Genomic DNA, 6,954 nt, shown 5'->3' on the forward strand with positions numbered 1-6,954 from the left:
ACGGCCGGCCTCATGACACCCATGCCCATTCCCGACGACCTCGCCGCCCTCACCAACAGATGAAACCGACGGCGCCGCTTACCAAACGCCTGCCGGAACGACCCCGCTGGGCTGTCGCGGCCGCAACGGGGATCACCGCTGTGACGCTGGGCCTGGGATGGTGGGCCTTCGACCTACTGACAATGACGATCTTCACCGCCGGATTTGCCGGCGGCCTCCTGCTGTGGCTGTTCTTCCCCGCCGGCGGGCTCTGGGCAGATGTCCGAATGCCATTCTGGATTGCGTTGAGCCTCTTCCTACTTCACCGCGTCGAAGAAAAGCAGATGGAGTTCTTCGCGTTTCTGGCGACGGTTACCGGAACCTCCAAACCCTCCGCGACATCCCTGCCAGTCCTGCTGCTCGTCGCGGTGTCGGTTGGCGCTTGGCTGCTGACACCCATCCTGATGCGCCGCAACCACCCCCTAGGTCGTTACCTGGCCTGGACATTCTTCGCCTCCATGGGTCTGACTGAACTCGCTCACTTCGCCGTCTTTCCCTGGCTGAACCCCAGCGGAATCACTGCCTACGTCCCTGGAATGTGGACAGTCCTCGCTCTTGCTCCCGTCGCATGGTGGGGCATGTGGCGACTTGTTCGCGGCTGAGGGACGGGCGTCTTGACAACCCCGAAAGCGACATGCCGAGGCTGGCGTCATCCCAGATAAGGTCGGCCGCCAGAGCGACAGAAGGAGCGGATGCGCCCCGGTGGCCGCTATGCGTTGCGGCGCTTCGATAGTCGCGGCGTGCGGCGCGAACGATCGGTGCCATAACGCGACGCGGTGCGGCACGGCTGGGATCCGCCGCGGTGCAGGCAGCGCTGCTTGGCGACCAGCCCACGCCGTGGTGAGTCTGGCCCTCACCTGGAGGGGCGTGGCTGGTGTGTCGGCTGGGGGCAGGCTGGGCGGCGGTACGTGGCCGTAGCGGGCGGTGTCGCAACACGTTGTTTACGAACTTTCCCGACGCTGCGGCGGCTGGCAGCGCGCGTAGTCTCGATGGCGTGGGGGCTCATGACAGAGAGGCGACACCGCAGGCACCGGCGGCGATGCTGGCTACTTTGGGACATCCTCCGGCTGGGGGCGAGTTTCGCTGTAGTGGTGAAGCACGGCGGGCAGCACATCTGAACGTCGCCGAGCGCACCTGAGTCTCCTAGCCCGCGCGGCCATGTGGGCCGTCATGCTGGCTTTCGTCTCGGCCACAGGAAATTTTCGTTGCGTGTTGCGCGCAATCTTCATCGAATCTTTGTCGAACCAGCACTGCAGGCTTATCGATCACCGGAAGGGTGAGTGATTGAGATGACTAGCCTGACGGATGCGGGATGGGGATGGCGAGGACAGCGCAGGTCGCAGGACATCGGAGCCGCTCCGGTAACACTGAACGAGAGACGCTATGACGAAGTCGACGATTCTCGACGTACACGGATTGAACTGGGCAAGTTCGACGGCGGTGGTGGAGGCCACTCTGCTTAGACGTCCGGGCGTGACTTCGGTCGAAGCCAATGCGGTAAATCAAACGGCGACAGTTGTTTACGACCCGACGACGACCTCGGTCGCTGACCTGGCCGGGTGGATACGTGACTGCGGCTTCCACTGCGCGGGGCGGTCGGTGCCAGATCACGTCTGCGATCCGATGTCCGAGCCCCATCACCACCCATCGGCCACCCTGCACGAGCAGCCAACGTCGGCTCCGTCGCCGACAGCCGGGGAGGTGCATGCGCATGAGGCCGCGCCGGCACGAACTCCGCAAGAAGCGATGGGTCACGGCGGCGGACACGCCGGCATGTCGATGGATCACATGGTCCGCGATATGCGCAACCGATTCCTAGTAGCGCTCGCGTTGTCGATCCCGATCATGCTGTGGTCGCCGATGGGCCGCGACATGTTCGGGTTCACCGTGCCTGCGCCGTTCGGGCTCCGCGATGACGTGTTCACCCTGTTGCTGAGCCTGCCGGTCGTCTTCTACTCGGCGTGGATCTTCTTCGACGGTGCCTGGCGAGCGCTACGGGCCCGCACCTTGGACATGATGGTGCTCGTTGCCGTGGCGGTCGGCGCAGGCTGGCTCTACAGCCTCGGGGTGACGCTGACCGGCGGCGGTGAGGTGTTCTATGAGGCCGCCTCGGTGCTGACGGCGTTTGTTCTGTTGGGGCACTGGTTCGAGATGCGAGCTCGCGGTGGCGCGAACGATGCAATTCGCACCCTGCTCGAGCTGGCGCCCCCGGTGGCAGTTGTGCTGCGCGACGGTGAGCCGGTGGAAACTCCCACCGCCGAGGTGGCAGTGGGTGACCTCCTGCTCATCCGCCCAGGTGCCAAGATTCCCGTCGACGGCACGGTGGCCGAGGGAACGTCAGACGTCGACGAGTCGATGGTCACCGGGGAAAGCCTGCCGGTGTCAAAGGCGCCGGACTCGAAGGTGATTGGCGCCTCGATCAACACCACCGGCACGTTGCGGGTCGTGGCAACGAAGGTCGGCTCCGACACGGTGCTGGCACAGATCGTCGCGATGGTTCAGGAAGCGCAGAACTCCAAAGCCCCAGGGCAGCGGTTCGCCGACCGGGCAGCGTTCTGGCTGGTTCTGGTGGCGCTGATCGGCGGCACTGCCACCTTCCTAGTGTGGTGGGCGGTCGGCGCCGGTGTCCAGACCGCGTTGCTGTTCGCCATCACCGTCGTGGTCATCACCTGTCCCGATGCGCTGGGACTCGCGACTCCGACCGCGATCATGGTGGGCACCGGGTTGGGCGCCAAGCGGGGAGTGTTGTTCAAGAATGCGACCGCGCTGGAGACGTCGGCGCGCATCGATACCGTCGTCATGGACAAGACCGGCACGTTGACCAAGGGCGAGCCTGAAGTGACCGACGTCGTCGTCGACGGCATTCCAGAGGATCAAGTACTCGCCATGGTGGCTGCGGTCGAAACTGAGTCCGAGCATCCGCTGGCGGGGGCGATCGTGCGTTACGCGGCCGCGCACGGGATCGCTTCGGCGTCACTGACTGGTTTCCGTAACGTGCCCGGTCACGGAGCTGTCGCGACGGTAGATGGGCGCCGCGTTGCCGTCGGCAATCGCAAGCTGATGGTCGAGGAGGACGTCGAGTTCGGCGTGTTGATGCAACGCCGCGACGAACTCGCCGCCAGCGGACGCACGGCGGTCTTGGTAAGCGTCGACGGCCGGGGAGTCGGTGTCATCGCCTTGGCGGACGCTGTGCGCGAGACGTCTGCCGAAGCGGTGTCCGCGCTGCACGACCTCGGTGTCGAGGTGGTCATGCTCAGTGGCGACAATCAGGCCACTGCCGATCGCATCGCCGCGCAACTGGGAATCGACACGGTCATCGCCGAGGTGCTGCCAGGTGATAAGGCAGCCAAGGTCGCTGAATTGCAACGACAGGGCAAGAAGGTCGCCATGGTCGGCGACGGCGTCAACGACGCACCGGCGCTCGCCCAAGCTGATCTCGGCGTGGCGATCGGTGCAGGCACCGACGTCGCCATCGAAACCGCAGATCTGGTGTTGATGCGATCAGACCCGCTCGACGTCGCGATCGCGCTGCGGATTGGACGGGGCACGCTACGAAAGATGCGGCAGAACCTTGGATGGGCGGTCGGCTACAACGTGATCGCATTGCCCATCGCGGCTGGGGTTTTCGTACCTTCGCTCGGCTTGGTGCTGCGGCCCGAGATCGCTGCCCTCTCGATGTCAGGTTCCAGCTTCATCGTGGCCGTCAATGCGTTGATGCTGAAGAGATTGAAGCTTCCCGTACCGGCGTCAGCGGAGGCGGGCGCCAAGTCGTGACGCTCCGCGTGCCGTCGCTGTTCTGTGTTTGAGGGACTAGGCGGGTGCGGCCGCAGTCTGAAGTGAGTCGATGGCGGCCTGCATCTTTCGCGTCACTTCGTCGGCGACGTCACGCAAAGCCGGCTCTCCGGTCACCTCGACCAGTATCTGCGGGTTCATCGCCTCGACGATGACGGAGGTGTCGTCTGCACGGTCGGCTCGGACAACGACGTTGCAGGGCAGCAGCAGGCCGATTTGACGGTCCACATTCACTGCCCGGTGAGCCAATGGTGGGTTGCAGGCGCCCAGAATGAGGTACTCCTCCATGTCCTCGCCCAGCTTCGCCTTGAGCGTCGCCTTCATATCGATCTCGGTCAGGACGCCAAAACCCTGCTCTGTCAGGGCGGCTCGGGTGCGCGCAACGGCGTCGGCGAACGACGTGTGCAGCGCTGTCGACAGTGCGATGGTCATGCGGTCCTCTCAATGGTCCTGTGGGGCGAACACAGCCAAGGCTGCGCCGCGGACCTCCCGACGCCAAGGGCGGTTGCCGTTCTTTATCGAATCTTCATAGAACGACTAGTCGGGCCATACCGGCGGCGCGAATGCTCGAAGACAGGTCGGGATACCCGCGCGTCAACTGGGCGCGCTGCAGCCGCATCGACCGTGAGACCCAGGAAGGGACTTGTTGTGATGAAGAGGAAGACGCTGGCCGTCGGTGCGGCCACCTTGGCGGCGCTGGTCACCGTTGGTGCATGTAGTGATACCAGCACTACGCAGGGAGATTCGTCGTCGTCGGTGTCGGCGCCCTCGTCGACATCGGCCACCGAAGCCCACAATCAGGCTGATGCCATGTTCACCCAGCACATGATCCCGCATCACCAACAGGCCATCGAGATGAGCGACATGCTATTGGGTAAGCAGGGAATCGACCCGCGAGTGGTGGACCTGGCCAAGCAGATCAAAGCTGCTCAGGGGCCCGAGATCGAACAGATGCAGGCCTGGCTCACGCAGTGGGGCATGTCCACGATGCCGATGATGCCCGGGATGGACGACATGCCCGGTCACAGTGGGATGCCCAGCGCCAGTGCCGCGCCCAGCGAATCCGGTACGCCGACTCAGTCGATGATGCCTGGAATGCCGGGCATGCCCGGTATGGGTGATATGCCGGGGATGGAGGGCATGATGTCCGAGGAGGACATGGCCGCATTGCAAAACGCCCAGGGGGTGGAAGCCTCCAAGTTGTACCTGACGCAGATGGTCAAGCATCACGAGGGTGCAATTACTATGGCGCAGAATGAGATCAAGGACGGCCAGTTCCCCGATACGGTCGCGTTGGCACGCTCGATCGTCACCAGCCAGCAGCAGGAGATCGACACCATGAACAAGATCCTGGCCTCGTTGTAGAAGTCAGGGCATGGCTGCGTGTCGCGCGAGTCATGTTTCATGACAGCGTTGTCGAGTTCGATTAGTGGTCATGGCGGTCCGTGCGTGCGGGTAGCTCGATGGTGAAGGTGCTGCCCAGGCCTGGTCCGCGGCTGGCCGCAGTGATGCGGCCGCTGTGGGCTTCGGTGAGTGCTTTGGCGATGGCCAACCCGATCCCCGCGCCGCCGTGGCTTCGATCGCGGGCCACATCGGCGCGGTAGAAGCGTTCGAACACGTGCGGGAGGTGCTCGGCAGCGATGCCATCACCATTGTCGCGCACGGTGATGATCACTTCGCCGGGCTTTGCCGCCGCGTCGACCTCGACGCGGCCTCGCGCGGGGGTGTGGCGCAGAGCGTTGTCGAGAAGGTTCCCGATCACCTGTGCGAGGCGCAGAGGGTCTACCCACACCTCGGGCAGCGGGTTCGCGGCATCGAAGGTCAGCGCGACGTCCTTCTCCGCGTATCGGTCGGCTGCGGCAGACACGGTGGTGACGATCGCGGCCTGGGGGTCGATCCACTGCGGTGTGACCGCGCCGGGACCTTCCTCGGCTTGAGCGAGCGCGGCGAAGTCATCGGAGAAGCGCACCAGCCGGCTGGCTTGATCGTTGAGCACGGCAACCGTCTCGGGGTCAAGGGTTTTCACTCCGTCCTCGACGGCCTCGATGTAGGCCTTGAGTACCGAGACGGGTGTCCTAATCTCGTGGGCGAGGTCACCGAAGAGTTGGCGCCGGGTGGTCTCGACCGATTCGAGCCGTTCGGACATCCGATTGAACGCGCGGGACAGGTTCCCGAAATCCTCCCCCAAGCGCAGCGGCGACACACGGATGTCATAGCGGCCGTCGGCGACTGCAGTGGCGGCCGATGCGACCTCGGCGATAGAGCGCTGCAGGCGACGGCTGAAATACCAGGTCACAACCAGCGCGGTCAATGCGGCTACGCCGATCGCCACCGCGACGGAGATTGCGGTGGCGTACCGGTAGGCCTCCTCGGCATGGAACTGTTCATTGGATGAGTGAGGAAGTCCGGCGCGGTTCAGGTGTTCTCGGAACAGCGGTGGACCGACGATGACGGCGACGACCCCGGTGGTTGCGCCGCCGGCGAGGAGCACCAAGGCTTGCGCCAGCAGGAGTCGCGCCCCGACTCCAGGACTGCGCCGCGACCTGGGTTGAATGCTCGTGTCTGTCCTCATTGGCCGCTTCCCATTCGGTATCCGACTCCGCGGACGGTGATCACGTAGCGGGGACCGGCGGGGTCATCCGACAATTTGCGGCGCAGATGTCCGATGTGGACGTCGACTAGATGTTTGTTTCCGCCCCAGGAGTCTCCCCAGACGGCCTCGAGGAGTTGGCGGCGGCTGAAGACCACGGCCGGTCGCGACGATAACGCGGCCAAGATGTCGAACTCGGTGCGGGTGAGCAGAACTGGTTCGTCGTCGATGAATACCTGTCGGCCCGCAACGTCGATGGACAACGGCCCGAAGGCCCGCGGCGGGGGTTCGTCGGCCGCGGTCGCAGCACTGGTCGGCGTTGCGACGGTGCGAGGCCGGCGCAACATGGCGCGGATCCGCGCGACCAGTTCGCGGGGACTGAAAGGTTTGGTGACATAGTCGTCGGCACCGACCGACAGGCCCACGATGGTGTCCATTTCGGTATCGCGTGCGGTCAGCATCACCACGTAGGCATCGGAGAACGTGCGAAGTTGGCGGCATACCTCCACGCCGTCGATGCCCGGCAACGCGAG

The 6,954-nt window shown here is 64.6% G+C and carries 6 protein-coding genes; 3 read left to right on the forward strand and 3 right to left on the reverse strand.

All coding sequences use genetic code 11. The features are described from left to right. Together WA944_RS01715 and WA944_RS01720 are read left to right on the forward strand one after the other, a co-directional pair. Window positions 1-641 (forward strand): hypothetical protein (locus tag WA944_RS01715; protein ID WP_526370043.1); only part of this gene is annotated, 641 nt, incomplete at its 5' end. Between the two features lie 781 nt (window positions 642-1,422). Beyond that, window positions 1,423-3,813 (forward strand): heavy metal translocating P-type ATPase, encoded by a 2,391-nt coding sequence (locus tag WA944_RS01720; RefSeq protein ID WP_526646163.1) that lies wholly within the window; start codon window positions 1,423-1,425, stop codon window positions 3,811-3,813. A 36-nt stretch (window positions 3,814-3,849) separates the two neighbouring features. Here the strand turns inward: WA944_RS01720 and WA944_RS01725 are convergent, their stop codons facing one another. Further along, window positions 3,850-4,263: a DUF302 domain-containing protein gene (locus WA944_RS01725; RefSeq protein WP_526646165.1), complete on the reverse strand. Its 414-nt coding sequence runs from the start codon at window positions 4,261-4,263 to the stop codon at window positions 3,850-3,852. A gap of 219 nt (window positions 4,264-4,482) precedes the next feature. On the opposite strand from WA944_RS01725, the gene WA944_RS01730 reads away from it, so the two are divergent. Next, on the forward strand, window positions 4,483-5,196 hold the full coding sequence (locus WA944_RS01730) for a DUF305 domain-containing protein (RefSeq protein ID WP_526646167.1): 714 nt from the start codon (window positions 4,483-4,485) through the stop codon (window positions 5,194-5,196). A gap of 61 nt (window positions 5,197-5,257) precedes the next feature. Here the strand turns inward: WA944_RS01730 and WA944_RS01735 are convergent, their stop codons facing one another. Both WA944_RS01735 and WA944_RS01740 read right to left on the reverse strand, forming a co-directional pair. Next, window positions 5,258-6,403 (reverse strand): sensor histidine kinase, encoded by a 1,146-nt coding sequence (locus WA944_RS01735; RefSeq protein WP_526646169.1) that lies wholly within the window; start codon window positions 6,401-6,403, stop codon window positions 5,258-5,260. Continuing rightward, window positions 6,400-6,954 (reverse strand): winged helix-turn-helix domain-containing protein (locus WA944_RS01740; protein WP_526370046.1); only part of this gene is annotated, 555 nt, incomplete at its 5' end. The genes WA944_RS01740 and WA944_RS01735, both read right to left, overlap by 4 nt.

It is taken from the genome of Mycobacterium sp. (assembly GCF_049683355.1).
GTDB lineage: Bacteria > Actinomycetota > Actinomycetes > Mycobacteriales > Mycobacteriaceae > Mycobacterium.